This window comes from Prosthecobacter vanneervenii, assembly GCF_014203095.1.
Lineage (GTDB): Bacteria > Verrucomicrobiota > Verrucomicrobiia > Verrucomicrobiales > Verrucomicrobiaceae > Prosthecobacter > Prosthecobacter vanneervenii.
On the sequence record NZ_JACHIG010000001.1, the window covers coordinates 760,870 to 786,069 of the forward strand.

Below are 25,200 nucleotides of genomic sequence, written 5' to 3' on the forward strand. Positions count from 1 at the left end.
TGAGACTGCCAAATGCTGTCTTCCATGACCCGCCGCCGCCTGCTCCAAACCGCTGCCGCAGCAGCCGCGCTCCCCGCCTCCTGCGGGAAAAAACACCTCCCTCCCCCGCCCTACGCCACCCTCGCAGACCTGCGCGCCCTGCTCAGTTCCGGACAGACCACACCGCTGCTCATCGCAGAGCATTGCCTCGCACGCATCGCGCAGATCGACAAATCAGGCCCGCGTGTAAACGCCATCCTGGAACTCAACCCCGCCGCACGCACCCTCGCCACTTCCTGCCCTCCCGGCCCGCTTCACGGCCTGCCCGTCTTGATCAAAGACAACATAGAAACCGCCGACGACATGCTCACCACCGCAGGCTCCCTGGCCCTGCGCATGCATCGCCCAGCCAAGGACGCACCGCTGGCTCAGCGCCTGCGCGCCGCAGGGGCAGTCATCCTCGGCAAAACCAACCTCAGCGAGTGGGCCAACATCCGCTCACCCCATTCCACCAGCGGCTGGAGCGCACGCGGCGGCCTCACGCGCAATCCCCACCGCCTCACCCACAGCGCCAGCGGTTCAAGCTCCGGCTCCGCAGCAGCCGTCGCCGCAGGCCTCGCACCCGCCGCCATCGGCACCGAAACCAACGGCTCCATCGTCAGCCCCGCCAGCGCCTGCGGCATTGTCGGGTTCAAGCCCACCGTCGGCCTCATCAGCGGCGCAGGCATCATCCCCATCACCCACTGGCAGGACACCGCCGGGCCCATGACGCTCACAGTGCAAGATGCCGCACTGCTCATGCAAACCCTCGCGGACAACTTCACCGCCGACCTCCAGTCCGACGCCCTCAAAGGCGCACGCCTCGGCGTCATTCGCAGCCACTGCGGCAAGAACTCGCAGGTGCTCGCCCTCTTTGACGCCGCCCTCGAAAAACTCCACGCCGCCGGGGCCGTCATCGTTGATCCCGTCAATCTTCCCACGATGCGCGAGGCCGGTTCCCTCGCCTGGAAGGCCATGCTCATCGAACTGCGGCAGGATCTCAATGCCTACCTCGCTCAGCGCGGCGGCGATGTGCGCTCCCTCGCCGAGCTCATCGCCTTCAATGAAAAACACCGCGACACCGAAATGCCGCACTTCGGCCAGGAGTTCTTCGAGCAGGCGGAAAAACTCGGCATGCCCGACATCATCGCCGAGGGAGCAGCCGCCCGCGCCGAGGCCCGCCGCCTCGCCGGTCCCGACGGCATCGACGCCGCCCTGCGCGAGCACCGCCTCGACGCCCTTATCTGCCCCACCAACGACCCCGTCGGCAAAATCGACCTCGCCCACGGCGACACCCACGAGCGTGTCGCCAGCACCCCCGCCGCCGTCGCCGGCTACCCCCACCTCACCGTCCCCCTCGGCTTCGTGGACCATCTCCCCATCGGCTTCTCCTTCATGGGCACCGCCAAAACAGACGCCCACATCCTCTCCCTCGGCCACGCCTTCGAACAACTCACACAAGCCAGACGCGCCCCCGAATTCCGCGCAGCATAACGCCTCGCCACTCTCTTCGTCCTCGTCCTCGTCCTCGTCCTCGTCCTCGTCCTCCTACTCGAACTCGTCCTCGTTCCACCAGACCCACAACCACCCAAACCACAGTTAGCCGCAACACGCCGGTTTAATCAGCAAGCGGGCGCACCTCTCTAAAAAACATCGCCCCCATCTGGCATACTCTGCGTCGTTCCAATCTCTGCAGTGTAAAATCACCGCTTCTCTGCCTTGCTGACATCGCTTCGCTCATCAAACGGCAGGTCACCCGCATAATCGGGAACTAGAACCAAATACCGCACGCGCCGCGTGATGGGATCAAGGATGAACTCCCAGGCATTGAAGTCACTGTGTGCCCACAGTGCCCATGTGTCGGCATAACGTTCCTTCGGCACGTCATAAGCCAGACTCCCCCGGTGCAGCCATCCATCATCCTGCACATGCTCGATCGCCCTCGTCAGGCCGTTCAGGCGAATGAAGTCCTTCACATCCGCATCCGACTTCAAATCAATCGTTCCTAGATACTCCACCTCCGTCGGATGCTGCACTGCACTCATCACCGCGCCCGCCGGAACCTTCACACCCGTCATCTTCGCCATCTCCCTCCATCCAGCAGGACGTCCCACCCAATAAAAAGCCAGCACCAGCGCGCCTAATAGCACGAGCGCGATAAGACAGCCCTGTTTGGATTGGGTCATGCGGTCAAAAGATTACCCGGTTTCAAGCATGCCATCTTCACAGCGCCAAAAACCACCGTCAACAACGGTCAACCATCGTCAACAACCGTCAACGGCTCCTCCCCCCCTCCCCCCTTCACCTCCTCGTCCCCTTCGGCACCCTCTGCTCCCGGTACTCCGCCGGCGTAAGCCCCATGATCCGGTGAAAGCACCGCGTGAAGTGTGCATGATCGTAGAACCCCAGCTCCACCGCCAGCGCCGCCACGGTCTCCTCCGTCTCCGCCAGCCGTCGGCACGCAGCCTCCACCCGCACGCGCAGCAGGTACTGCCGCGCCGATGAGCCAAACACACGCCGGAAGCTGCGGTCAAACTGGCTCTGCGAAAGCCCGCACATCCGCGCCATCTCCGCGCTGCTTAGAGCCTCATCCGGTTGCTGGTGCATGTGCTCGATCACCCGCGCAAACCGCGCCTCCCCCGAGCTGCCGCTGCGCACCTGCTCCACCTGCCGGGAGAATCCCGCAATGCCGATGATCACGCCTTTTTCGTCCCTCAGCGGGATCTTGCTGGAGATCACCAGTCGCGGAGAGCCCTCCGCCTCCGGCGCGCTCTCCAGCCGGTTCACAATCGGCCTGCCCGTGCTCATCACCATCTCGTCATCAGCCTTGTAGTCTGCCACGCGACTGTGCGGAAAGAAGTCAAAGTCCGTCTTGCCTATCACGTCCTTCGCGTTCTTCACGCCGCAGTAGTCGCAGCCGCGTCGGTTCACCGTAATGAAGCGGCCCTTGCGGTCCTTGATGAAAAACGAAATGTCCGGCACCAGATCAAAGAGCTTCGCCAGTTCCGCGCCGCTCACGCGCCGTAAAAATCCCTGTGGTGAAATCGCAGCCATGATGCGTGTATTTTACACAAGCATGCCACCCGCATGCAAGACGCCATTGCACCCGGCAGCGTATTCTCTCCTCATGAAAACTGCCCGTCATCCCGTGCTTCTGCGCCGTGAGCGGCTCCGGCGCACCATCGCCAGCCTCCACCGTGGCAACACACGCGATCTCCCCCTCCTCGACGACCTGCTCGGCGACGCGGAGGTCTGCGCCACTTTCACCGACGCCGAGCTCAAGGACACCATCCTCGTCGTCAAGCACCACCGCCCCGACCTCGCTCTCAATCTCCTCACCCGTGTGCGCACCCCGGAGGAGCGCATCAGCCTTGGCAACTGCCTTGCCGCCATCTGGAGCCGTATCGACATCAATGCCGCCTGGCGCGCCATCACCGCCAGCAGCCTGCCTGAAGCCGAGCGCCTCTCCTTGTACAGCGCCATGGTCTGACCCCGCGCCATCCTCCGCCCAAACAACCACAAGATTCGGCGCAAAATTCAGCACCCTTAGCCCGTAAGCATAATCATACCACCCCGAGTTACTTTCGTATTCACTCAGTAGCCCCCCTCATGCGCATCGACCTCACCCTGCTCCTCACGCTTCTGGCCTCCTCCGCCATGGCCGCGCAGCCGATCGGCTTTAACAAAGACATCCGCCCCATCCTCGCGGACGCCTGCTTCCACTGCCACGGCCCCGACCCGGGCACGCGCAAAGCAGGCCTGCGCCTCGACACCGAGGCCGGCTTCTTCACCGCCAAGGAGGGCGAGCAGCCCACCGTCATCAAAAACAAGCCCGAGATCAGCAGCCTCTTCCAGCGCCTCATCACCAAGGATGAGGACGATCTCATGCCGCCGCCGGATTCCCACAAGACGCTGAAGCCCGCACAGATCGCGCTGATCAAAGAATGGATCGCCCAGGGCGCGCCCTGGCAGCCCCACTGGTCTCTCATCGCCCCCAAGAAAGCCGCCCTGCCCGCAGTCAAAGACAGCGCCTGGGTCAAGACGCCGGTGGACCGCTTCATCCTTTCCCGGCTGGAAGCCACAGGCCTCACCCCCGCACCACAGGCGGAAGACCACGCCCTCATCCGCCGCGTGTCGCTGGACCTCACCGGCCTGCCCCCCTCCCCAGAGCTCATGGCCCGCTACCTCCCGCTGGATGAAAAGAAGTACTCCGCCCTCGTGGATGAGTTGCTCAAATCCCCCGCCTATGGCGAGCACCGCGCCCGCTACTGGCTCGATGCCGCACGCTACGCCGACACCCACGGCCTCCACTTTGATAAACCCCGCGAGATGTGGCCCTACCGCGACTGGGTCGTGAAAGCCTACAACAGCAACGAACCCTTTGACCGCTTCACCGTCGAGCAAATCGCCGGTGACCTGCTGCCAAAGCCCACCGAGGACCAGCTCATCGCCACCGGCTTCCAGCGCTGCAACATCACCACCAACGAAGGCGGCACCATCGACGAGGAAAACCTCGCCAACTACGCCAGCGACCGCGTGCAGACCATGGGCTGGGTTTACTTCGGCCTCACCACCAACTGCGCCCAGTGCCACGACCACAAGTTCGATCCCCTCACGCAAAAGGACTACTACTCCATGGCCGCCTTCTTCCGCAACACCACGCAGAAGCCCAAAGACGGCAATGTGAAGGACGGCCTCGGCCCCATCCTCGTCCTGCCCACAGACAAAGACCGCCCACGCTGGACCGCGCTGCCCACCGAGATCGCCGCTGCAAAGGCAAAGCAGGACGCCTCACGCAAAGCCGCCAAGGCCCCCTTTGACCAATGGCTGGCCAGCGCCAAGCCCGACGACCTCGACAAAGACGTGCCCTCCAAGGGCATGGCCGCCCACGTCCCGCTCAATGAGGGCGCTGGCAGCGAGGTCTCCGCCACCTGCGGCACCGCCAAGACCTTCAAAGCCGTCGGCGAAGTCACCTGGAAGCCCGATGGCAAACTGGGTCCCGCCCCCGTCATGAAGCCCAACGGCACCTTCGAGATCGGCGACGTGGGCGACTTTGAAAAGGACCACGCCTTCAGCTACGGTGCCTGGGTGCGCGCAGACCGCGCCGGTGTCTCCGGCAGCATCCTCGCCCGCATGGATGAAAAGAACGGCTATCGCGGCTGGGACCTCTTCCAGAGCGACACCCGCCTCTCCGTCCACATCGTCAGCAAATGGCCGGACGACGCCATCAAAGTCTCCACCGCCAAGCCCGCCCTCCGCCCCGGCGTCTGGCAGCACGTCTTCGTCACCTACGATGGCAAAGGCAAAGCAGGTAGCGTGCACATCTTTGTGGACGGCGTGGAGACTCCCATCAAGCCCGACACCAATGCCCTCAAAGGCAGCATCAAGACCACCACGCCAACCCGCATCGGCCAGCGCAGCAATGGCGCCTTCTTCAGCGACGGCGGCGTGCAGGACGTCCGCATCTACGACCGCCAGCTCTCCGCCACCGAAGTGCAGATGCTCTCCAAAGTGGGCCCGCTCCGCACCATGCTGGCCGCCAAAAAGCGCGGCCCCAAACAGCAGGAGGCCCTCTTTGAGCACTACCTCATCACCCGCGACACCGCCTACCAGTCCGCACTCGCCACCAGCACCAAGCTCACCGCCGAGCAGGACGCCATCAAGGCCCGCAGCCCCATCACCCACGTGCAGGAGGAAAAGATGGACACCAAGCCCATGGCCAACATCCTCATGCGCGGCCAGTATGATAAAGTGGGAGACCCTGTGGACGCCGCCGTGCCCGCCGCCCTCGGCAAGCTGCCCGCCGACGCTCCCAAGAACCGCCTCGGCCTCGCCCAGTGGCTCGTCAGCGACAACAACACCCTCACCGCTCGTGTCACTGTCAACCGCATGTGGCAGGAGCTCTTCGGCAGCGGCATCGTCAAGACCAGCGAAGACTTCGGCATCATGGGCTCCGCCCCTTCCAATCCCGAACTGCTCGACTGGCTCGCTGTCGAGTTCAAAGCCACCGGCTGGGATGTGAAGCGCTTCTACAAAATGCTCGTCACCTCAGCCGCCTATCGCCAGGCCGCCGTCATCACACCTGCCAAGCTGGAAAAGGATCGCGACAACGCCCTCCTCTCCCGCGGCCCGCGCTTCCGCATGGACGCCGAGATGATCCGCGACTACGCCCTCGCCGCCAGCGGCACCCTCTCCCCCCGCATGGGCGGCCCCGGCACCCTGCCCTACCAGCCGGAGAACATCTGGGAAGTCGTCGGCATGGGCACTGAAAAGTACGTGCAGGACAAAGGCGAAAACCTCTACCGCCGCACCCTCTACGACTTCTGGAAGCGCATGGCACCGCCTGCCAACATGGACATCTTCAACGCCCCCAGCCGCGAAATGAGCTGCGTCCGCCGCGACCGCACCAACACCCCGCTGCAGGCCCTCGTCACCATGAACGACCCCCAGTTCATCGAAGCCGCCCGCAACCTCGCCCAGCACACCCTCCAAAACGTCCAAGGCGACGACACCGCCAGGCTCTCCTCCATCTATGAGCACCTTCTCTGCCGCCCCCTGAAGGACGCCGAGAAACCCATCCTCACCGCCAGCCTCGCCGACATGCGCAAGTTCTACACCGCCAATGCCGCCGAAGCCGAAGCCCTCCTCAAAGTCGGCGAATCCAAAGCCGACGAAAAGCTCGCCAAACCCGAACTCGCCGCCTGGACCATGCTTTGCAACGAAGTCATGAACCTCGACGAAGTCCTGAACAAGTAACCTCCCCGCGTCATGCTCACCACCGCCGAACCTCCATCGCAGCAGCGACGCGCCCAATTTGGAGTGCGGTTGCGGAGCGAGGAACGAGCGCAGCTACCGCTTTCGCAGGCCGGCCATATCCCGCATACCACAGAATACCAAGAGGCAAATTCCCCTCGGCACACTCAGATTCCACCAGCACACGAACGCCACTAGCCGATCGAAAACGGCAGCTTCGCATGCGGCACTTCAAATCAATCCACATTCGCTCGAAGCGCGCCCCCAACTTTAAACCTTAAACTTTTAACTCCTCATGAGCCTTCTCCACGAATGGGACACCCTTAACACCCGCCGCCAGCTCTTCTCTCGCGGTAAAAACGTCCTCGGTGGCGCTGCCCTCGCTTCCCTCCTCGGCGAGTCCTTCGCGAATGCCTCCAGCGGCGGAGCGATGGGCCCGCACTTCGCGCCCAAGGCCAAGCGCGTCATCTACCTGCACATGGTCGGCGGCCCTGCGCAGATGGACCTCTTCGATTACAAGCCCGAGATGCAGAAGTGGTATGACAAGGATCTGCCGCCCAGCATTCGCAATGGCCAGCGCCTCACCACCATGACCAGCGGTCAGGCGCGCTTCCCCATCGCGCCGTCCAAGTTCAACTTCGCCCAGCGCGGCCAGTGCGGCATGTGGATGAACTCCGACCTCCTGCCCTTCCTCGCACGCAATGCCGACGACATCTGCTGGATGCGCTCGCTCCACACCGAGGCCATCAATCACGAGCCCGCCATCTGCGCCATGCAGACCGGCAATCAGATCACCGGCCGTCCCTGCCTCGGCTCCTGGGCCTCCTACGGCCTCGGCAGCATGAATGCCAACCTGCCCACCTTCGTCGTCCTCATCGCCACGCCGACAAACCGCGAGCAGGAGCAGGCCATCTCCTCCCGCCTCTGGTCCAGCGGCTACCTGCCCGGCGAGCACGCAGGCGTTTCATTCCGCAGCAAAGGCGACCCCATCCTCTTCATCAACAACCCCGCCGGCGTCCCCAGCAGCGTGCGCAAGCGCACCATCGAAGGCCTCAACGCCCTCAACGAAATCAACTTCAAGGAAGTCGGCGACCCCGAAACCCACACCCGCATCCAGCAGTACGAAATGGCCTTCCGCATGCAGGCCAGCGTGCCGGAACTCACCGACATCAACAGCGAGCCTGAGCACATCTTCAAGCTCTACGGCGATGAAGCCAAGAAGCCCGGCACCTTTGCCAACAGCGTCCTCATGGCCCGCCGCCTCGCCGAGCGCGGCGTGCGCTTCACCCAGATCTACCTCAACAACTGGGACCACCACAGCAACGTCGGCGGCCGCATGCCCAGCCAGTGCAAGGACATCGACCAGCCCTGCCACGCCCTTATCGAAGACCTCAAGCAACGCGGCATGTTTGACGACACCCTCATCATCTGGGGCGGCGAATTCGGCCGCACCATCTACTCCCAGGGCGGCCTCACCCATGAAAACTACGGCCGCGACCATCACCCCCGCTGCTTCACCATGTGGATGGCTGGCGGTGGTGCCAAAGGCGGTGCCATCTATGGCGAGACCGACGACTTCAGCTACAACATCGTCAAAGACCCGCTCCACATCAGCGACTTCCACGCCACCGTCCTCAACCTCCTCGGCTACAACGCCGACCGCTTCACCTACAAGTTCCAGGGCCTCGACCAAAAGCTCATCGGCATCAACCCCGCCAAGCCCATCAAAGCCCTCATGGCTTGATGGCCCTCACACAAACGCGCCAGCGTCTTGGAACCGGAACGAAGTGGAGATAGACAGCCATAGGCTGCCCGAAGGGTGAGCGGAGCGAATCAATGCGCCGGTCCTCCGGCGCTTTCGTAGGCCCTGGCACGTTCGAATGCACCCGTGGTCCGGCGCAGTCCAAACCGTCCTCAGAGCCTCCCCCTCTCCCCACCCCAATCACACGCCAAACGCAAGCCGCTCTCTTTGGGGAGAGGGCCGGGGTGAGGGGCCACCTACCCCGCACGAGGTAGGGAGGCTTGTCCTCAAGCCTCCGCCGAACGTCGCCACGCATGCTTTTCGAACATCATCCTGCATCGCCGACCAGTCCGCGCAGATTGATGAAATCAAGAGTCATGGTCGGCCCGATGAGTAATGAAGTTCACTGCTTGTTCAATCCCCGATACTTCCCCGGCGCCATCCCCGCATAGCGCGAGAAATGCCGCGTGAACGCACTCTGATCACACCACCCCGTTTCAATCGCGATGTCAGCCAGCGTGCGCTCCGTCTCCCTTAGCAGCCGCGTCGCCTCATCCAGCCGCAGCTTGTGCAGCAGTTGCAGCGGGCTCATCTGAAACAGCCGCTGCACCCGCTGCTCAAACTGATACACGCTCAGCCCCGCCTTCTTGGCGATGTCCTCGATGCGCAGGCTCTCCGCAAAGTGCTGCTGCATGTGCTTCAGCGCCGCCGCCAGTTCCGCAAAGCCGCCCGCCTTGTCACTTGGCGCATTCAGATCCCGCGAGATCCCCGCCACCCCGATGATCCGCCCCTTCGCATCGCGCAGCGCATGCTTCGTCGTCAGGCACCAGCCAGCCTTGTGTCCCGGATAGATGTGCAGCTCCAGCTGATGCTCCACCGGCTTCCCCGTCTTCAGCACCGCCTCATCCTGCCGCGCATAGCTCGCCGCCAGCGCCTCCGGAAACACCTCCTCCGGCCTCTTCCCAATCAGCTTCCCCTTCTCCCCGCCCGCACATCTCTCCGCCAGCGTCTGATTCACCCGCACATACCGCCCCGCCGCATCCTTGATGAAAAACACCACATCCGGCAGCGCATCAAACAGCGCCTCCGTCGTCCCATGCTCAGAGAATATCCCTCCCGTCTCCATCATTTTGACTGAATTGGCAGCCTCCCGCCCAAAAAGCAATCAAGACCCTTCACCCTCCCTCCATCATCCTCCCCCCAGCACCTCCGTTATCCCACCTCTGGACAAATCATAAATCATAAATCGTAAATCATAAATTCCACCTCATGCCCAACTCCTCTCTCCCACGCTGGTCCGGCGTCTTCCCCGCCGTCGTCACCCAGATGCATCAGGATCAGTCCCTCGACCTCGCATCCTCCGCCCGGCACTTCGAAGCCCTCATCCAGTCCGGCATCTCCGGCCTCATCGTCTGCGGTTCCCTCGGCGAAAACCAATGCCTGCAGCCCGATGAAAAACGCGCCGTGCTGAAATGCGCCATCGACACCGCCAAAGGCCGCCTCCCCGTTCTCTCCGGTGTCGCCGAGATGAGCACCCGCGCCGCCATCCAGTACATGCAGGACGGTGAAAAGCTCGGTGCCGCCGGCTTCATGGTCATGCCCCCCATGGTTTACAAGAGCGATCCCCGCGAGACCGAGCACTGGTTCCGCACTCTCGCCAAAGCCACGCCCCTGCCCTGGATGCTCTACAACAACCCCGTCGGCTACCACACCGACGTCACCCCCGAGATGTTCGCGCAGATCGCCGACATCCCAAACCTCACATGCATCAAGGAAAGCAGCGCCAACCCCCGCCGCATCACCGAACTCCGCAATCTCGTCGGCGACCGCTACCAGCTCTTCACCGGGGTGGACGATCTCATCCTCGAATGCTCCATCCTTGGCATCGACGGCTGGGTCGCCGGCAGCGGCATCGCTTTTCCGCAGGAAAATCAAAAGCTCTGGGACCTCACCCGTGCAGGAAAGTGGGACGAAGCCCGCACTCTCTACCGCTGGATGCAGCCCCTCATGAAGCTCGATACCCACATCCACTTCGTCCAATACATCAAGCTCCTCTGCCAGGAGACCGGCCTCGGCAAAGAATGGTGCCGCGAGCCCCGCCTCCCCCTCTCCGGCTCCGAGCGCGACCAAGTCCTCACCATCATCCGCACCTCCCTCGCCAAGCGCCCGCAGATCTAGCTCCCCAATAGTGGTCCGCACAGTCCCCTGTGCGGCGCTCCGCAAGCCCCCACCACACCGCCTTCCCAGGAGGCCTGATTCCAAAATTCATCTCTGCGGTCTTCTAATCTCTGCGGTGTAAAATCAGTGTCTCCCTAATCTCCATTCGTGCCACCTCACTCGCGCCAGCGTCCCCGGAACCGGAGCGCAGCGGAGATAGACAACCGAAGGTTGCCCGGAGGGTGAGCACAGCGAATCACCGCGGCGCTTCAGCGCGGCTTTCGACACACACCCAGCCCTCTCATCCCAAAGGCCACATCGCCACACCCACACCTCCCCCAACTTGAAACCTTAAACTTTAAACTCCCAGCTCCCCCCGTGCTCCGCATCCCCATCATCGACTCCCACACCGGCGGAGAGCCCACCCGCGTCGTCCTCGGCGGCATCACCGCAGACACCCTCGAAGCCCACCGCCGCGCCATCCTCTGCGAGCCCCGCGGCCACGAGGTCATCGTCGGTGCTCTCCTCGTCCCGCCTCGGTCCCCTGACTGCGCAGCCGGAGTCATCTTCTTCAACAACGTCGGCCTCCTCGGCATGTGCGGCCACGGCATGATCGGCCTCATCATCACCCTCCGTCACCTCGGTCGCATCACACACGGCACACACCGCATCGAGACCCCCGTCGGCATCGTCACTGCCACACTTCACCAAGACGGCAGCGTCAGCATCCAAAACGTCCCCTCCTACCGCAAAGCCGCCTCCGTCCGCGCAGGCGGCGTCACCGGAGACGTCGCCTATGGCGGAAACTGGTTCTTTCTGGTATCCGACCACGGCCTCGCCCTCACCCGCGAAAACATCCCCCAGCTCACCCAGGCCGCCCTCGCCATGCGCACCGCCGTCCACGCCGCCGGTTACCCCGAGGTCGACCACGTCGAGCTCTTCTCTCCTCCGCACTCTCCCGCCAACCACAGCCGCAACTTCGTCCTCTGTCCCGGTGCCGAGTACGACCGCTCCCCCTGCGGCACCGGCACCAGCGCCAAGCTCGCCTGCCTCGCTGCCGACGGCAAACTCGCCCCCGGCCAGCTCTGGCGTCAGGAAAGCATCATTGGCAGCGTCTTCGAGGCCAGCTACACCCCTGGAGCGGACGCCGCCATCATCCCCACCATCACAGGCACGGCCTATATCACTGCGGAGAGCACCCTGCTTTTCGATCCCGCAGACCCCTTCCGCTCTGGCATTCAATGAAAAAGTGACATTCCTGCGTCACACCCGGCCCCCGTTGGTCTAACGCAGGGAAATCTTTTTCACTTTCTGCATGCCTACTGCCACCCACATCGAAGCCGGGATTGAGATCCTTCAGGAAATCGCTTCCAATGCAGGAACGCTCGCCGGCACTCTCGCAGAGACCACCAGCCAGGCAGCGCCTGCCGTCATCAGCATCGGCGTCGGCGGCTTGTTGGATGGCGTCGAGATGGTTTCGGCTGGCAAAGACGCCGTCATGGGCGGCGTGGAGATCGCCAAAAAGGCACGCGATGAGCTCAAATACAAAGCCGCCAAAAAAGACCCCGAGATCCAGGGGCTGCTTGGTCTGCGAAACTATGCCAATGGCATGCTCAAGCTCCAGCAGGCCGCCATGAGCGAAGCCCAGCAAAAGGTCGCTCACCTCGATGACATCGCCGCCCTCGGCGCTAAACTCGCCGCTGACCCAAATACGCCGCTTCCAGAAGGCCTTACGCCCGATGATGCGCAGCTCCTTTCCATGACGCCTGAGGAGCGCACCCAGGCCATCGACACCCGCAAGCAGGAGCTCGGCTTGCACATGGAAAAGATGCAGCAGGCCGCCAATCAGCTCGACAACATCGTCAACGCCGTCAACTCCCACCCCCGCATCAGCAGCGAGGCATTCCGCAAACTCGAGGCCAAGCACAATCTCGACAACAATCTCGGCAAGACCGGCGTCCGCACCGTGCGTGACATGATGAATGCCACCCGCGCGGGCTTGGGCGTTGCAGGAAATGCCCTCGGCGCCACCTCCACCATCCTCACCGCAGCCGGTGTCAGCAGCGCCATCGCCTCCACCGCGCTCGGGGCCGCCTCCGCCGGCACCGCCATCGTCGGCGGAGCCATCATGGTGGCTGGCGGCACTGCGGGCATGGCCGCCGCCGCTTACAAGCACCACGAGCTCTCCAAGCGCCAGGATTTGGCCTCCGTCGCGGCCAAGGAGACCATGCAGGCTGCCCCTGACGCTGAAGACCCGGACCAGGCCGTGGAGATGGCCTTTGCACTCAACTGTGTGGAAGAAACCGCACGCCAGGGCAAAAACATAGAAAAGCTCAAATTTGCCCGCAATGCAGGCATCGCAGTCGCCGGGGTCGGCGTGGCCACCATGGGCACCGGTGCCCTCCTCTCCGTGGCGGGTGCCGCAGGTTATGGCGCGGGTGCCGCACCGGGCCTCATCCTCTCAGGGGTGGGCGGCGGTGTCGCGGCTGCAGGCGGCTGTGTCGCCATGGGTGCTCAGGCGGGCATCCACGTTTACAAAGCCTATCAAGGCCACCTCCAGAAGCAAGATGTCAATCAAGCCAAGCTCGCGCTGGAGGCTCAGGACATCATGATGCAGATGGTCGCCTCCAACACCCCCGCCCAGGCCATGGAGCTGCAGAAAAAGCTCACCCCGGAACACCTCGCCGCGCTCAATGGCATGAAGCAGGGGCTCAAGACCACTCTCAAGGGCCTCGGCGTGGACGACGCCGTCATCGCTGCTCAGCTCAATGACGGCAGGCAGGTCGGCAAGTTCGCAGCCTGCGTCATGATTCAGCGCGACCCCAAGCTCGCCTCTGAAACCATCGCCAAGGCCGCCCTCAATGAGTGCCAGGGCGCTTTTGTCAAACGCGCCCAGGGGGCCGCTGCTTATCGCGGAGCCGGCATGTTCGCCGAAAAACGGGCCGTCAATATCGTCGAAGCCGACCTGCCAAAAAACTCCCCCGGCATCAATGCCCTGCGCAAGCTCGGCATGGACGACCGCAAGATCACCCAGACCGTCAATGCGCTGGCCAGCAAATCCACCGAGTCCATCGCCCAGAAGTCACTCATCAAACACACCGGCCTGAAATAATTCACTCTCCTCCACCATGGAATCCGCCACCGCTCCCGTCACCCGTCTTCGCTTCCTCTCCCAGATCCTGGCCGAATACCAGATCCCCGTGGCCTACCTGCCGCCAGATGAAGACACCGGAGAAATGCTGCTCATCACCGCCACCGTCATGAATGGCGTGGTGGTCCCCATGCGCCTCATCCCGCTCAATGACATCATCCCCGAGGCCTCTGAAACCACCGCCCCCCTCACCTCCTGGCTGCTCCACGCCTCCCTCGTCTTCCCCTTCCATGTCCCGGAGGACAAAACCTCCGATGTCATGCGCGCCACTCAGCTCATCAGCCGCATGCTCCCGCTCTGCTCCCTCGGCGTCATCGAGCCTGAGGGCGGCTGCTATCTCCAGGCCTGCGTATCCATCGAAGACGTGGACGCCATCCCGCGCGCTGTTTTGATGGACGTCATCGGCATGGCACGCATGGCCGCCGGCACCTACGGCCCGGCGCTTGCAGACATCGCCGCCGGCACACTCACTTACGCTGGCTTTGCTCAAAAGCTCGAAGCCGCCGGCCTCATGCCTCCGCCCCTCTTCGGCTCCCCTCTCGACGCGGCGTGATCCCGCCCCCGTTTGGCTGAAATACCAGTTTCAGGCCTGTAAAGCCGCCAAGAACCGCAGGCATCCCTGTGTCTTCATCCCGTCTTCCACGACTGCATGAAACTCACCACCGGTTCCGCCCTGCTCTTCTGCTGCATACTTCCTGCTTTCCACGCCATCGCCGCCGGCTTCGACCACGCCCTCTCCCTCCCCAAGCGCACTGAGAACCTCGTCTTCCGCGACCGCCTCAAGCCCAACTGGCTGCCAGATGGCCACACTTTCTGGTATCGTGTCCAGACCGGCCCCAAGACCCACGAGTTCGTCCTGATCGACGCCAACACCGGCACCCGCAAAACCGCCCCCACCCTCAAAGCCCTCGGCCTTCCCGAAAAAGAAGCCCTCAAATCCTCCACCGCCAAAATCGAACTCCGCCGCACCTCCCGCACCGGCGAGGAATCAGGCCTCAAGTTCATCAATCAACTCGGCTCCGACCTCGATCTCTTCTGGATCAATCAAGAGGGCGAGCACGTCCGCTACGGCGGCATCCGCGCCGGAGCCGAGCGCGAGCAGCACACCTTCGAAGGCCACGTCTGGCTCATCACCAGCCGCACCGGAGAGCACCTCGCCATCATCGAGGCAGGTCCACAGCTTCAGACTCTGATCATCGACGGCAAGGGCCTTACTCCCGCCAAAGCAGAGCATCCGAAAAAAGAAACCGGCGACCGTGCCCCAGACGGCAGCTGCGTGGTTACCAGCCAGGCGGACAAGGTGCCAAAGCGCCAGATCACCATCGTCGATTCCACTCCCACAGGCCAGCTCCAGCCCAAGCTCAAGGTCCTCGACTACACCAAGCCCGGCGATCCCCTGCCCAAGCCGCAAATCATCATCACCCACAAAGACGGCCGCACCATCCGTGTGCCGCAGGATCTCTACCAAAACCCCTTCACCGAATCCGGCAGACTGCCCCTCACCTGGGCCCCCGACAGCCACGAGTTCTACTTCGACTACAACCAGCGCGGCCACCAGCTCTACCGCATCCTCGCCGCCGATCCTAAAACCGGCACCGTCCGCACCGTCGTCGAAGAAACCTCCAAGACCTTCATCGACTACACCCACAAAACCTGGCGTCACTGGCTGCATGCCAGCAGCGAACTTCTCTGGATGAGCGAGCGCGACGGCTGGTGCCACATCTACCTCTACGACACCCAAACCGGCCACGTCAAAAACCAGATTACCAAAGGCGCATGGCCCGTCCGCGAAGTCCTCTATGTCGATGACTCCAAGCGCCAGGTCTGGTTCCTCGCCAGCGGCATGCGCAAAGAAGAAGACCCCTACCACCTACACCTCTGCCGCGTGAACTTCGACGGCACCGGCTTCCAGCAACTCACTCAGGGCGACGGCAATCACCACATCGAGTTCTCCCCCAACCGCGATTTCTTCACCGCCAGCTACTCCCGCGCCGACTTGCCACCCGTCCACGAACTCCGCCGCAGCCACGATGGCTCCCTCGTCTGTACCCTCGAAACAGCCGATGCCTCTGCACTTCTCGCCGCAGGCTGGACCATGCCCGAGCGCTTCACCGCCAAAGGCCGCGATGGCACCACCGACATCCACGGCATCCTCATCAAACCCTCCCACTTCGATCCGGCAAAGAAATACCCCGTCATCGAAGACATCTACGCCGGACCTCACAGCGCCTTCGCCCCCAAGGACTTCGGCCGCCTGCTCAATCACCACATCCTCGCAGAGCTCGGCTTCATCATCGTCAAACTCGACGGCATGGGCACCAACCACCGCGGCAAAGCCTTCCACGATGTATGCTGGAAAAACCTCAAAGACGCCGGATTCCCCGACCGCAAACTCTGGATCAAAGCCGCAGCCCAGACCCGCCCCTGGATGGACCTCACCCGCGTCGGTATCTACGGTGGCAGCGCAGGCGGCCAGAACGCCATGCGCGCTCTCCTAGACCATCACGACTTCTACCAAGTCGCCGTCGCCGACTGCGGCTGCCATGACAACCGCATGGACAAGATCTGGTGGAATGAGCAGTGGATGGGCTGGCCTGTCGATGAAAGCTACGCCCGCAGCTCCAACAAAGACGACGCCCACAAACTCCAAGGCCACCTCCTCCTCATCGTCGGAGAGCTCGACACCAACGTTGACCCCGCCTCCACCACTCAGGTCGTCGGCGCCCTGCAAAAAGCCAACAAGACCTTCGACTTCATGCCCATCATCGGCACCGGCCACGGCGCCGCCGAAACACCCTACGGCTCCCGTCTCCGCATGGAGTTCCTCGTCCGCCATCTCAAGCCATAGGTCGAAGTGATGCGGGCACTCCTGCCCGCAATCCTGCAACTCCGCCTCACCCACATCCCCGGGAATCCCTCAGCCTTAAGCCTCCCCCCTCCCACGCGCCAGCATCCCCAGACAGCGGCGCTTCAGCACAAAAACCTTCACAATCCGCCCGCCCGATTCACTTGCCACTTTCTCAGCCACCATTAGAAAGTCCGCCATGAAACCACCACTCTGCCGGCTCGTTTCCCTCCACCTGGTCGCGGCAGCTTGCGCACTGTTCTCGTTGACAGGCCTGCCCGTGCCAGCCTTGGCAGACACCGTCCGCCTTTATTTCAATCCCGCTGCTCCACAGATCTCCTTTGCCGCAGGCGACATCAAGTCCGCTTTGGAAAAGGCCAAAATGTCCGTCGAGACGTTCGCCCTCAGCGACCTCGAAAAAACTGGCAATGGAAATAAAATCGTTCTCGCCACTTCCGAAGACAAAGCGGCGCTCTCACTTCTCCCTGACGGCATAAAATCCGTGGGCAGCCTGGGAGCACAGGCCTACGTGCTGCGCACTACCGCAAAGCCGGACATGACTCATTGGGTCATTGGTGGCGATGCCAACGGCGCGATGTATGGCGGTTTTCAACTCGCCGAAAACATCTCCTTCAAAGGCTTCGGCGGCAGCTATGACAGCAAGGAATCGCCCTTCCTGCTGTATCGTGGCATGAAGCTCAACCTCCCGCTCGACAAACGCCTTCCCACCTACGTCGGCGGCTGGAGCTCCCACTCCGCTCGCGCCGCCATCGCCGATGTCTGGGACATGACTTTTTGGAAGACCTTGATCGATCAGCAGGCACGGCATCGCTACAACCTCCTTTCAGTCTGGGTTCACCATCCTTTTCCCGCCCTGGTCAGGGTGGCCGACTATCCCAAGGCCTCCCTCCCAGACATCCAGAAATACGACGGCTCCGTCATCAAAATGGATCACCCGCAGCGCGTCAAATTCTGGCGCGAGGTCATGACCCACGCTCACAGCCGTGGCATGAAGTTCTACTTCTTCGACTGGAACATTTACGTCGACTACGCCAGCACCCAGTACCCCGCCCTCTCCAAGAGCCCCGACAATCCCGCCACCATCGACTACACCTCCAAAAGCATGAAGGCCCTGCTGGCCACCTACCCGGAGCTCGACGGCTTTGGCATCACCACCGGAGACGGCATGGACGGCACCAGGGAGGAAAACACCGAGTGGTCCTGGAAAGCCTACGGCAAGCCAGTTGCTGAATACCTCAAAGAAAACCCCTCGCGGCGTTTCGAGCTGATTCATCGCGGTGTGAAGACCGATCCAGAAACCGTCAGTCAGTTCTACGCACCACTCAAATCAGTGCCCGGGGCCACTCTCACATTCTCCTCCAAGTATGCCATGGCGCACATGTACTCCACGCCCACACCTCAGTGGTCCTCCGATCCCAAGACGGTCGCCCGGCTCGGCATGAAGACATTTCTGACCCTCCGCAACGACGACTATTTCTACCTCAATTGGGGCGATCCACAATTCGTGCGCGATTTCATGGCCGGAATCCCGGTCAAAGAATCCGTCGTCGGAATGTACATCGGCATAGATGGCTACAATCCCACCCGCGCTCGGCTCTACAAGGACTCATCTCTAAACGGCCAGTTGGAAGTCGAGCGCCGCTGGTACATGGAGATGCTCTGGGCCCGGCTTTCCTACAATCCCGCCACGAGCGACGAGGTGTTTAAAAACATACTCGGCCTTCACTACCCTGGCCTTCCAGCCAAGGATTTGTTCACCGCCTGGACTCTCGCCTCGCGCTCGCTGCCCAGGGTCACCGAGCTCGTCATGAAAGACTGGGCGCTAGACTTTCATTGGTATCCCGAGGGTTGCTGGAGCGATCCTGGCCGCTGCTCCGGCTTCAGAACCATCGACGACAAGTCCGGTGCCAAAGGCGGCTTCGCAGGCCAGGATGTCGCCAAGGGATCAAATCTCTGCAACATCGCCGACTCGGCTGCAGGCAAATGCGGCGGCAAAAAATCCTCCTATCAGCTCGCCGATGAAATGCAGGCAGACGCCACCAAGGCCCTCTCCCTCATCCGCCCGATGAGAAGCGGCGGCAATGCTGCTCTGAAAACAGCCCTCAGCAATGTCAGGCAGATGGCCTGCCTCAGCGCCTACTATGCCCATAAAATTCGCGGCGCGACCTTCAAAAAAGCCGGAGAAAAAATCAAAGCCCGCGATGAAATGGCCCAGGCCTACGGCTGGTGGATGGCCTACAGCCGCTCCATGGAAGCCACCTATTTGCCCGACTCCTTCCGCAACCTCGAAATCGCACCCGACTGGAAATACGCCGATGCCGCAGTCTTGAAAGAATACACAGACCTCGGCGGCAAAGGTGTTCCAGAATTCGAGGAGGCGCGCTGATAGACCTGTTCTCGAAAAGAATGTCCGATTGAACCGGCGAGCGCAGCGGCCCCAGTGGCAAGGCGGGAGCGCCGCCTGCTATTTGAGAATAACAGGCAAGCGACCAACGCAGCCACTGGGGCCGCTCCGCCGCCCGGGCAAGGTGACAGGCTATTCGAGAACAGGTCTAAGTCTACGCGAAGCATGGACCTGGAAATGGGACCATCTGGACATCTTCCAGCAGTGTTCTGAATGCACTGGCTGTAGATGCGCTCAAACAAAGGTTCTCACCCCCCTTTTGGCTAAATTCGCAGCCTCCGCGCCCGCTTCCATTCAAGACCCTGCACGAGGCCTCTTCAATTTTCATCTTCAATGCCCACCCACGTCACCATCCTCGGCGCAGGCGTCATCGGCCTCAGCACGGCGCTCTACTGTGCCCGGCGCGGCATGCAGGTCACTGTCATTGATCGCAGTCCCGCTCAACGCGATGGCTGCTCCTTTGGCAATGCCGGCATGGTTGTCCCCAGCCACTTCATTCCCCTCGCCGCTCCCGGCATGGTCAGCCTCGGCCTCAAATGGATGTGGAATCCCGAATCCCCCTTCTACATCAAGCCCCGCCTCGATCCCGATCTCCTCACCTGGGCCCTCCACTTCTGGAAAGCCGCCACCAAACAGCGCGTCGCCGCCGCCGCTCCTGTCCTCCGCGATCTCAGCCTCCTCAGCCGCCAGTGCTTTGAAGACATCGGCCTCGACTTCGGCCTTGTCAAAAACGGCCTCCTCATGCTCTGCAAAGAGCAGCACACTCTCGATGAGGAAGCCCGCACCGCCGCCCAAGCCAATGCCCTCGGCATCCCCGCCGAGGTCCTCGATGCCAAAGCCACCGGCGCCCTCGACCCCGGTGTGACCATGGACGTCTGCGGCAGCGTTTACTTCCCCAAAGACTGCCACCTCTCCCCCGCCCGCTTCATCGCTGCCCTCCAGTCCGAACTCACCCGCCTCGGCGTCCAGTTCCTCTGGGACACCGAAGTCACCGGCTTTAAAACCGAAACCGGCACCCTGAAAGCCGTCCAGACCACCCAGGGCGAGGTCGAAGGCCAGGAGGTGGTATTGTGTGGTGGGGTCTGGTCGGCCGATCTGGCCGCATCCCTGAATCTCAAAATCCCGATGCAGGCTGGCAAGGGTTACAGCCTCACATTGCCGAATCCGACACAACTTCCGACCATTTGCAGCATTTGTACCGAGGCACGTCTGGCCGTCACTCCCATGGATGGTGCCCTCCGCGTCGGCGGCACCATGGAGCTCGCCGGGGTGGATCAATCCATCACCCACCGCCGCGTCCGTGGCATCACACGTGCCTTTCCCACCTACTTCCCCGCTTTCAGCGAAAACGATTTCTCTGTGGCAAAACCTTGGAGCGGACTGCGCCCTGTAGCACCCGATGGCATGCCATACCTCGGCCGCACCCAGCGTTGGAAAAACCTCACTCTCGCCACCGGCCACGCCATGATGGGCCTCAGCCTCGCCCCAGCCACCGGAAAGATCGTCAGCGATCTGCTCGTGGGAGAAAAACCATCGCTTTCCCTCACTTTGCTGTCTCCAGACCGCTTCTCATGAAATCTCTGCTCATCATCCTCGCTCTAGCCGCCACCGCTACTCTGTCGCTGGACCGGCCCAAGTTGCAGATCATCAATGCAGGTCCGCGCACCATCGAGATTTTCTGGGCGAAACCCGACGGCACACGGGTGCCCAATGGCAAAATCGCCCCTGGCAGGGACAACATCCTCGGCACCACCCTCGGACACCGCTTTGTTATCGTCGATGGCACGCAGGAAACGGAAGTGGAGAGCAAGGTGCGCATTCAGGGGTTTCGTTATGACCCACAGTCGAAAGACGGCGTGCCTGCCTGCTACACGCAGCGCGAGAGCGCACACGGCTTCCCCATCGTCGCCACGGCGAAAACAAATCCCTATGCCCTCAAGGAGGTGGCCTACCTGCTCAACCTCATGCTCGACCACCGTCCGGACGTCCGTCAGGCCATGATCGACAGCGGTGCGCGCATGATCATCATGGCGCATGATGAGTACACCACCGACATGCCCGAATTTGCCCGCCTGGCCGACGAGCCCGTGAAAGGCTACGAAAACCTCTCCGCCAAAACCTACTGGGACACCCGCGCGCGCGGCCTTGGCGGCAGCCAGACAGACCCCTTCTGCTCCTGCGCTGAGGAAAACGTGCTCGGCCTCCCCGGCGATCCTTATACCAAGGAATGCATCGTCATTCACGAATTTGCTCACTGCATCCATCTGCGCGGCATGGTCAATGTGGACCCGACTTTCGACACACGTCTCAAAGCCGCCTACGACTCAGCCATGAAAGCCGGGCTCTGGCGCGGCAAGTACGCCAGCGTGAACCACCACGAATACTGGGCAGAGGGGGTGCAGAGCTGGTTTGATGACAACCGCGTCAACGACCACGATCACAATCACGTGCATCTGCGCTCCCAGCTCATCGAGTATGATCCCGGCCTCGCCGCGCTGTGCCGCGAGGTCTTTGGCAGCACCGAACTGCACTACACCAAGCCCGCCACCCGCCTCACCGACCACATGGCGGGCTATGATCCTGCAAAAGCGCCCGCTTTCTCCTGGCCCGAGCCCATGCAGGCCGCCCGGGATCTGATCAAAGCCAAAGCCCAGAAGCGCGATGCAGATGCCAACGCCACTCGTGAGATCCGCAGCATCGAAGGCTGGAAGGTGAGCATCAGCCGTGAACTCCTCACTCAGCAGGCGGAACTGACCGGCAAGGCGCTGCATCTGCTGGCACTGCAGCTCCAGGAAATCGTGCGTGTGGTTCCAGCAAAAGCAGTGGCGGAGCTGCGCAAAGTGCCGCTGTACTTCAATCCTTCGTATCCTAAGATACACCCACGCGCCGAGTACCATCCTGGCGCAGAATGGCTCAAGGAAAACGGGCGCGATCCCGTGATGGCAAAGGGAGTGGAATTCACGAATGTAAGCATCTTCGAGGCAGAAACACGCCGCATGCCCAACTTTGCCCTGCATGAGCTGGCACACTCCTACCACGACCGCGTTCTCGGCTTCGACAATGCAGAGATCGAAGCCGCCTTCCAGCATGCCAAAGCTGCCGGCAAATACGACAACGTGCAACGCCAGGACTCCGAAGGGCGCAAGCGGCTGGCAAAAGCCTACGCCATGACGAATGCGAAGGAATACTTCGCCGAATGCAGCGAGGCCTTCTTTACCCGCAATGATTTCTACCCCTTCACCAAAGACGAGCTGAAGCAGCACGATCCGGAAATGTTTGCACTGCTGCAGAAACTCTGGGCCACATCATCATGAAAACCATCCTGCTCAGCACCCTCCTCCTGGCCACCCAGCTTGATGCCAAGCCTCTCAAGGTTTTCATCCTCGCGGGTCAGTCAAACATGGAAGGACACGCCAAGATCGAGACCTTTGACTACATCGGCGATGATCCCGCCACAGCGCCGCTGCTGAAGCAAATGCGCGCATCTGATGGCAAACCGACAATATGTGATCACACTTGGATCTCCTATTACACCGGCAAATATGATGGCAGCGCGAATGGAGAGGGAACGGGCAAGGTTACCGCTGGCTTTGGTGCGCGAGACGATGCGACGAAATCGAACGGCAAGATCGGGCCGGAGTTCACCTTCGGCCTCACGATGGATGCCGCGCTCAAGGAACCGGTGCTCATCATCAAGACCGCGTGGGGCGGCAGAAGCCTGAACACCGAATTCCGCCCGCCGAGCGCGGGGCCGTATGAACTCAACGAATACCAGAAGAAGCTCTACTATGGCCCGCCGGGTCACGGTGTTCCGAAGGACATGGACCTGTGGCTAGCGGAGAAAAAAAAGGAAACAGGGCGCTTCTATCGCTACATGGTGGAACATGTGAAGCGTGTGCTCGCAGATCCCAAACGCGTGTGCCCGGCCTACGACGCCACCCAGGGTTACGAGATCGCAGGCTTCGTCTGGCTGCAGGGATTTAACGACATGGTCGATAGCCACACCTATCCAGATCGTGGCAAGCCAGGGCGCTTTGCGGTTTACAGCGACCTGCTCGCCAAGTTCATCCGCGATGTCCGCAAGGACCTGAGTGCGCCTAAGATGCCCTTCGTGATCGGTGTCATGGGCGTCGGTGGTTTGAAAGCCAATCCAGAAACAGTGGCCTTTCGCGAAGCCATGACCGCGCCCTCATTGCTACCCGAGTTCAAAGGAAACGTGGTGGCTGTACCGACCGCGCCGTTTTGGTCTGAGGAACTCGGTGCGATCGACGACAAACGCGCACAAGTCCGCCAGATGGGGCATTACTTGAACTCGAAGCACAAGGACTACGCCAATGCCGACGGCCACATGACGGAGGAGGAAAAGCGCGCATATTTGAAGCAGTATGAAGCAAAGTTGATCTCTCCGGCTGAGGAGGCGCTGTGGAAGCGCGGTGCCTCCAATGCCGGTTACCATTACCTCGGCTGCGCCAAGACCTTCGCGCTCATGGGACGGGCCTTTGCCGAGGCCAATCTGGCTCTGCTGAATCCACATCAGGCTTCCGTGGCACCCGCCGAACTGCGAGAAGGCGAGATGGCTGGCTATCTCTTTGCCCCCACAGAAAGAGTGCCGGAGGAGTTCAATGCCGGCTTCTCACTCTACGCAGCCGCCTGGCCGCTGGTGGCCACCTATCCGGGCCACAAGTTTCAAACCGGCTTGTGCGGCACATGGATGCACCCGCAGTATGAGGAAGGAAAAAAACCGGAGGGCAAATGCTACACGGACATCGAGGGCGGCCTGGGCTGGTGGCGCGACACCCACTTCCCCACCACCACGCCCAAGTTCATCATGGGCGGCGTAGGACCGAACTTTTCCTTCATCGCCAACGGCCCCGGTTACGGCGCAGGCACCTGGGAAAAACCACGCGGCCAGTATGGCGTGGCGCAGCTCAGCCCCTGGCTGCTGTTTCCGCTGGATGGCCTGAACCTCAAGCAAGGCACACGGGGCGAGCTGTTTGGCTATGGCTATCTGCCCCTGCCGCTGACTGATCCGAAGAGCACTACCGCAGGCAAAAACGTACCCACGGGAAACCAGTGCTGGACGCTGTTTCTCAACACCGGAAACTTCAAAGGTCCGGCGGCCTTTTTTACGCCATTCTTCTGGTCGCAGTCCAAACTGGACCACCCCGAGTGGGCGGAGATGCTGCTGGATACGCGCCCTGCCGGACCGAATAAACCCATCCAGATGGAGACCCAGCACGTGCCCGCAGTTCTCGCGAAGGATGCAGGCGGCAGGGAGTTTGCACGGGTGGCACCCACAGCCTTCCCCATCGGCAAGGATGGCACCTCCACCGTGCTGCACCGGCTTACAGCGTATCAAAAGGCCGCGTTGTGGAATGACGTGGAAAAATGGTTTTCGGGCGGAGCCCCGGCGGATGGCACCATCAAGCCGGAGGCCTCCGTAGTGCATCCTTTCCGCTCTGGCGGCGGTTCAAACTGGAGCATCTACCCACCGGGAACGAAACGGGAGGAAAAGGTGCCGCTGGCCTGGAATGCCTTTGCCACCTCCTTCGCTCCGAATCCGAACACCTTTGCTTACAAGTGGGACTCGCAACTGACCCGCAGCAGCGGCGGGCTCGTCATCCTGCCGGAATACTACGCACTGGGCACCAACGCCAATGGCAAAAAGCCGCAGTGGAATGTGCTGCCGCCGAAGGAAGTGCCCACAGAGATGGGACTCACAGGGCATCAGTTTACCACGCCCGCTGAAAAACCGCAGGAGCCGCGCACCACGCCAGAAGATGCCACAAGCTGCTGGAAGAAGCCCGGACCGGTGGCAGGCCCCTTCAAAGCCCGCTTGGGAGATGGCAGCGTGGTGACCTATTACTGGTACCGCTTTGCCGACCAGCCCGCGATGCTCAACGCCGACCTCTCCGATGCGGAGCGCGAGCAGGTGCAGGCTCGCGTGGAAAAATTGCACCGCGCGTGGACCAAGGATCGCAACTACCTCACCCCACCCGATTTTGGCACTTTGGCGGACATTGATCCCGCATTGATCCTCACCCCGCCGAAAGGCCTTGAGATTGGCTACGTTCCCATCGCCACTCGGCAGGAGTTGGAGAAATAGCGCA

General features: G+C 61.9%; 16 protein-coding genes. 13 read left to right on the plus strand and 3 right to left on the minus strand.

Features of this window, described 5'->3' with window-relative positions:
* Positions 1–24 precede the first annotated feature (24 nt).
* Complete coding sequence (locus HNQ65_RS02905) at positions 25–1,512, plus strand: amidase (RefSeq protein WP_184337966.1); 1,488 nt, start codon at positions 25–27, stop codon at positions 1,510–1,512.
* 209 nt (positions 1,513–1,721) lie between these two features.
* On the opposite strand, the gene HNQ65_RS02910 is transcribed toward HNQ65_RS02905, so the two are convergent.
* Together HNQ65_RS02910 and HNQ65_RS02915 are read right to left on the minus strand one after the other, a co-directional pair.
* Positions 1,722–2,204 carry a hypothetical protein gene (locus tag HNQ65_RS02910; protein ID WP_184337967.1) on the minus strand — a complete coding sequence of 161 codons (483 nt, stop codon included), beginning with the start codon at positions 2,202–2,204 and terminating at the stop codon, positions 1,722–1,724.
* 115 nt (positions 2,205–2,319) lie between these two features.
* Positions 2,320–3,072, minus strand: coding sequence for an AraC family transcriptional regulator (locus HNQ65_RS02915; RefSeq protein WP_221306022.1), 753 nt, complete (start codon positions 3,070–3,072; stop codon positions 2,320–2,322).
* Positions 3,073–3,145: 73 nt separating this feature from the next.
* Here HNQ65_RS02915 and HNQ65_RS02920 point away from each other — a divergent pair, with 73 nt between their 5' ends.
* The 3 genes from HNQ65_RS02920 to HNQ65_RS02930 all read left to right on the plus strand — a co-directional run bounded on the left by HNQ65_RS02920 (position 3,146) and on the right by HNQ65_RS02930 (position 8,515).
* A complete protein-coding gene (locus tag HNQ65_RS02920) occupies positions 3,146–3,508 on the plus strand; it encodes a hypothetical protein (protein ID WP_184337968.1) in 363 nt (120 codons plus the stop codon).
* A 119-nt stretch (positions 3,509–3,627) separates the two neighbouring features.
* A complete protein-coding gene (locus HNQ65_RS02925) occupies positions 3,628–6,774 on the plus strand; it encodes a DUF1553 domain-containing protein (RefSeq protein WP_184337969.1) in 3,147 nt (1,048 codons plus the stop codon).
* 292 nt (positions 6,775–7,066) lie between these two features.
* Positions 7,067–8,515 (plus strand): DUF1501 domain-containing protein, encoded by a 1,449-nt coding sequence (locus HNQ65_RS02930; RefSeq protein WP_184337970.1) that lies wholly within the window; start codon positions 7,067–7,069, stop codon positions 8,513–8,515.
* 400 nt (positions 8,516–8,915) lie between these two features.
* Here the strand turns inward: HNQ65_RS02930 and HNQ65_RS02935 are convergent, their stop codons facing one another.
* The gene (locus HNQ65_RS02935; protein ID WP_184337971.1) at positions 8,916–9,641 is read right to left on the minus strand and encodes an AraC family transcriptional regulator; all 726 of its coding nucleotides are present in this window, start codon (positions 9,639–9,641) and stop codon (positions 8,916–8,918) included.
* Positions 9,642–9,781: 140 nt separating this feature from the next.
* Here HNQ65_RS02935 and HNQ65_RS02940 point away from each other — a divergent pair, with 140 nt between their 5' ends.
* The 9 genes from HNQ65_RS02940 to HNQ65_RS02980 all read left to right on the plus strand — a co-directional run bounded on the left by HNQ65_RS02940 (position 9,782) and on the right by HNQ65_RS02980 (position 25,196).
* Positions 9,782–10,690, plus strand: a complete 909-nt coding sequence (locus tag HNQ65_RS02940) for a dihydrodipicolinate synthase family protein (protein ID WP_184337972.1) — start codon at positions 9,782–9,784, stop codon at positions 10,688–10,690.
* A 357-nt stretch (positions 10,691–11,047) separates the two neighbouring features.
* The gene (locus tag HNQ65_RS02945) at positions 11,048–11,914 is read left to right on the plus strand and encodes a proline racemase family protein (RefSeq protein ID WP_343076545.1); all 867 of its coding nucleotides are present in this window, start codon (positions 11,048–11,050) and stop codon (positions 11,912–11,914) included.
* Between the two features lie 70 nt (positions 11,915–11,984).
* Positions 11,985–13,781 (plus strand): hypothetical protein, encoded by a 1,797-nt coding sequence (locus HNQ65_RS02950; RefSeq protein ID WP_184337973.1) that lies wholly within the window; start codon positions 11,985–11,987, stop codon positions 13,779–13,781.
* Positions 13,782–13,797: 16 nt separating this feature from the next.
* On the plus strand, positions 13,798–14,373 hold the full coding sequence (locus HNQ65_RS02955) for a hypothetical protein (protein WP_184337974.1): 576 nt from the start codon (positions 13,798–13,800) through the stop codon (positions 14,371–14,373).
* A 96-nt stretch (positions 14,374–14,469) separates the two neighbouring features.
* The gene (locus tag HNQ65_RS02960; RefSeq protein WP_184337975.1) at positions 14,470–16,668 is read left to right on the plus strand and encodes a prolyl oligopeptidase family serine peptidase; all 2,199 of its coding nucleotides are present in this window, start codon (positions 14,470–14,472) and stop codon (positions 16,666–16,668) included.
* A gap of 196 nt (positions 16,669–16,864) precedes the next feature.
* A complete protein-coding gene (locus HNQ65_RS02965; protein WP_184337976.1) occupies positions 16,865–19,072 on the plus strand; it encodes a hypothetical protein in 2,208 nt (735 codons plus the stop codon).
* A gap of 351 nt (positions 19,073–19,423) precedes the next feature.
* Positions 19,424–20,665: an NAD(P)/FAD-dependent oxidoreductase gene (locus tag HNQ65_RS02970; RefSeq protein ID WP_184337977.1), complete on the plus strand. Its 1,242-nt coding sequence runs from the start codon at positions 19,424–19,426 to the stop codon at positions 20,663–20,665.
* The gene (locus HNQ65_RS02975; RefSeq protein WP_184337978.1) at positions 20,662–22,404 is read left to right on the plus strand and encodes a zinc-dependent peptidase; all 1,743 of its coding nucleotides are present in this window, start codon (positions 20,662–20,664) and stop codon (positions 22,402–22,404) included. The genes HNQ65_RS02970 and HNQ65_RS02975 overlap by 4 nt, the downstream gene beginning before the upstream one ends.
* A complete protein-coding gene (locus HNQ65_RS02980) occupies positions 22,401–25,196 on the plus strand; it encodes a sialate O-acetylesterase (RefSeq protein ID WP_184337979.1) in 2,796 nt (931 codons plus the stop codon). The genes HNQ65_RS02975 and HNQ65_RS02980 overlap by 4 nt, the downstream gene beginning before the upstream one ends.
* The last annotated feature ends 4 nt before the right edge of the window (positions 25,197–25,200 follow it).